General features: G+C 32.7%; 3 protein-coding genes and 1 pseudogene. All 4 read left to right on the forward strand.

Going from position 1 to position 4,124, the window contains the following annotated elements:
• On the forward strand, positions 1-1,296 hold a 1,296-nt coding region (locus ABY863_RS13050), incomplete at its 5' end, for an MFS transporter (protein ID WP_372795538.1).
• A gap of 48 nt (positions 1,297-1,344) precedes the next feature.
• Complete coding sequence (locus ABY863_RS13055) at positions 1,345-2,373, forward strand: glycoside hydrolase family 2 TIM barrel-domain containing protein (protein WP_372795540.1); 1,029 nt, start codon at positions 1,345-1,347, stop codon at positions 2,371-2,373.
• Positions 2,374-2,401: 28 nt separating this feature from the next.
• On the forward strand, positions 2,402-3,286 hold the full coding sequence (locus tag ABY863_RS13060; protein ID WP_372795542.1) for a glycosyl hydrolase family 17 protein: 885 nt from the start codon (positions 2,402-2,404) through the stop codon (positions 3,284-3,286).
• A 48-nt stretch (positions 3,287-3,334) separates the two neighbouring features.
• Positions 3,335-4,124, forward strand: a pseudogene (locus ABY863_RS13065) (hypothetical protein); the annotation flags it as partial.

Genomic DNA, 4,124 nt, shown 5'->3' on the forward strand with positions numbered 1-4,124 from the left:
CTTATTGATGCCTTAACCGATCCTATTATGGGCTATATTTCAGACAATACAAGTTCTAAATGGGGAAGAAGAAAACCTTATATTTTTATTGGTAGTATTATTACAGGAATCTCTTTTATGGTAATGTGGCAATTGTATCCTGAAAATTCTCAAACCTATAATTTCTTTTTCTTTTTAGCAATGTCAATTGTGTTTTATTTTGGTTATACCATTTTTGCTACACCGTTAATAGGATTAGGATATGAAATGACACCAGACTACAATGAACGAACACGTTTAATGGGTTCTTCTCAGTTAATGGGGCAAATCGCTTGGATGATTGCACCATGGTTTTGGTATATTATTTACCTTCCTTCATTTGCTGAATCAGCTCCTGAGGGTGCTAGAATTTTATCTGTTTGGGTTGGTGCTTTATGTATGATTTTAGGTATTATGCCTGCCCTATTTTGTAAAGAAAAATTACAGCCAGATTTAAAAGGGCAAACAAAATTGTCAATGAAGGAATTTGCTGGTAATATGAAGGAATTCGTCAAAGGAATAAAACAAACTATTTCAAATAAACCATTTCTTAAATTATGTGGAGCCACTTTTTTAATTTTTAATGGGTTTCAAACCATTGCTCAATTTGCATTTTTTATTATTATATTTTATCTTTTTAATGGAGATTCAGTTATGGCAGGACAATGGCCAGCTTGGTTTGGAACAGTAAGTGCTATGGCAACTGCCTTCTTGGTAATTCCTATAATTACCTATATGGCAACAAAAATTGGAAAGAAAAATGCTTTTATTGTAGCTACGCTTATTTCTATTGTTGGGTATGCGCTTAAATGGTGGGGTTTTGATCCTAGCAATCCTTGGTTAATGTTTTTACCTATACCATTAATGTCTTTTGGAATTGGAGGATTATTTACTTTAATGATGTCTATGACTGCCGATGTTTGTGATTTGGATGAATTAAATAATGGATTACCTCGCCGTGAAGGAACATTTGGAGCAGTTTACTGGTGGATGGTTAAATTAGGAACTGCTGTTGCTTTACTTACAAGTGGTGCAGTTTTAAACTTGGTTGGATTTGATGAAAATGCCGTTTCTCAGACTGCTGAAACAATGACGAATTTGCGTATTGCAGATATTTTAATTCCTATTGTTACTGCAGTAATGGCGATTATTGTGATGTGGAAATATGATGTTACAGAGGAAAAGGCACATGAAATTAGGGAGGTGTTAGAAGCTCGTCGTGGTGAATTTCAACCAAAAGAAAAGGAAGAATTTTCAATTGAAAAAGTAGTTATTTAAAACATGATGAAAGAGGTTATACTAAATTAAAGAAAAAACAACATCAATATGAAGCAATTCAAAATACTACTTTTTACGAGTTTTTTATTATTAAATGGTGCTATAGAGTCTTGTACAAATAAAATTGATAATGATGTTGTAACTGTTTCTGAGCGAAAAATATTAGTAAATAATGAACCGTATTTAATTAAAGGAATTTGTTATCATCCCGTTCCAAAAGGAAGTGATAAAAGGAGTTTTAGTAATTTAACGGAAGATCTAGCTTTAATGGTTGAAGCTGGAATAAATACTATTAGAGTTTATTCACCAATTGATGATAAAGCAGTTTTAGATGAAATTGATGCTGCGGGACTCAAGGTTATTATTGGTTTTGGCTACAACCAAAATGGAAATTTTGATATACTTTCAGGCTCATTTATCAATTACATAACTACCTATAAAAACCACAATGCCATCTTATTATGGGAATTGGGTAATGAATATAATTATCATCCAGAGTGGTTTGGTGGTGATATAAAAAACTGGTACGCAGCTTTAAATACTGCAGCTGATTTAATTCATCAAACTGATGAAAATCATCCAGTTGCAACAGCACATGGAGAATTACCTGATGCAATGACACTTTCATTAACTGATAACATTGATGTTTGGGGAATAAATGTATATCGTTGGGACAATCCAGTAAGTATTTTTGCAGAGTGGAGTGTAGTTAGTTCTAAACCAATGTATCTTTCTGAAGCAGGAGCTGATAGCTATATGACTATTTCAAAAGGTGTTTATGAGCAAGGTCCAAATGAAATAGCTCAAGCTGACGCCACCAAGAAAATTTTGGAAGGTGCTTTTAGTGCTCCCGACATTTGCTCAGGCGTAACCTTATTTGCATTTGTAGACGAATTATGGAAAGCAGGTAATAATAGTGAGCTAGACCCAGGTGGTTGGGCTCCAAATAGCAGTGGTGTTCCTTATGATGGAACTCCAAATGAAGAATATTGGGGAATTGTAAATATTGATAGGAGTACTAAAAAAGCATACGATATAGTCAAAAATATTTATACAAGTCTATCAAATAATAAGTAAATTATAGGATAAATTAAAATTATAAAAAATGTCAGTTAGAAAAGATAAAATAATGGCATTGGCAGGAGAAAATTTTGCTAATAAAACAAACAAAGAGTTACAATCTTTATTTGCTAAGGTAATAGAGAATGGTATGCACGGATTGGGTTTTAGTCCTTATCTTGAAAATCAAGAGCCTGGTGAAATTATTACAGAAGACCAGATAAGAAGAAGAATGGAAATTATAAAACCCTATACAAAATGGATTCGCTCTTTTTCTTGTACTGATGGTAATGAACATATTCCTCGAATTGCGCATGAATACGGAATTAAAACATTAGTTGGTGCTTGGCTTGGAAAAGATGAGGAAATTAATGAACAAGAAATTAAGAATATAATAGAAATAGCCAAAGCAGGACATGCAGATATTGTTGCTGTTGGTAATGAAGTGATGTATCGCGGAGATTTAGCAGAAGAAGAACTAATTAATTACATAAAAAGAGTAAAAGAAGCGCTTCCAAATATTCAGGTTGGATATGTAGACGCTTATTATGAATTTGAAAAAAGACCAAAAATCACAGAGGTTTGCGATGTAATTCTTGCAAATTGTTATCCTTTTTGGGAAGGTTGCCATATAGATTATTCGTTGGTATATATGAAAGATATGTACCATAGAGCAAAAAGAGCAGGACAGGGGAAAAAAGTTATTATTTCAGAAGCAGGATGGCCAAGTAAAGGACAAGTATTTCATGGAGCCCAACCTTCGGTTGAAAATGCTGTCAGCTATTTTATAAATACACAATTATGGTCAAAAGAAGAAGATATTGATATTTTCTACTTTTCATCTTTTGATGAACCATGGAAAATTGGAGGAGAAGGAGATGTAGGTGCTTATTGGGGTTTATGGGATAAAAATGAAAAATTGAAATATTAAAAATTACAAATCAAAACGATTACTACAATTATAAATAAAAATAACTAAATGAATTTAAAGACAGGATTAAATATAGAACCAGGCAAGGCTATTTGTTATTCTGGATTTAGAGAGGGGCAAAACCCAGGAGGGATTGTTCCAAGTTATGAAGAGATAAAAGAAGATTTATTAATGCTTCATAACCATTGGAAATACCTTCGCTTATATGATTGTGATGAACATTCTGACATTGTGTTGGATGTTATTCAAAAAGAAAAATTAAATTTCAAAGTAATGCTTGGCGCATACATTGGGGCTGAGATGAATAATTATGGTTGTCCTTGGGGAGGTTCTTATTCTGAAGAACAATTAACTGAAAATAAAGAAAGAAATTTAAGGCAAATTCAAAAACTAATTCGGTTAGCAAACCAATATCCAGAAATTATTTTTTCATTATCTGCAGGAAATGAAGCCACTGTTGATTGGACAGATCACTATGTTCCAGTTAAAAGTGTTATTAACTATGTGAAAATGATAAAAGAAGGAGCTAAGCAACCGGTTACTTTTTGTGAAAATTATGTGCCTTGGCTTGATAAGTTAAAAGGTTTGGTTGAAGTAGTTGATTTTATTTCAATTCATACCTACCCAGTTTGGGAATATAAGAATATTCATGAAGCATTAGAATATACGAAAGAAAATTATTTTGCAGTTGCAGATAAATATCCAAATAAACCTGTAATAATAACCGAAGCTGGTTGGGCAACAAATTCAAATGGAAGAGGTATTTGCCCAAGTAACGTAAGTGAAGAGCATCAGGAAATTTATTATAATGATTTGGTTAATTGGAGTTCAGAAGAAG

The organism is Lutibacter sp. (assembly GCF_041562875.1).
Taxonomy (GTDB): Bacteria; Bacteroidota; Bacteroidia; order Flavobacteriales; family Flavobacteriaceae; genus Lutibacter.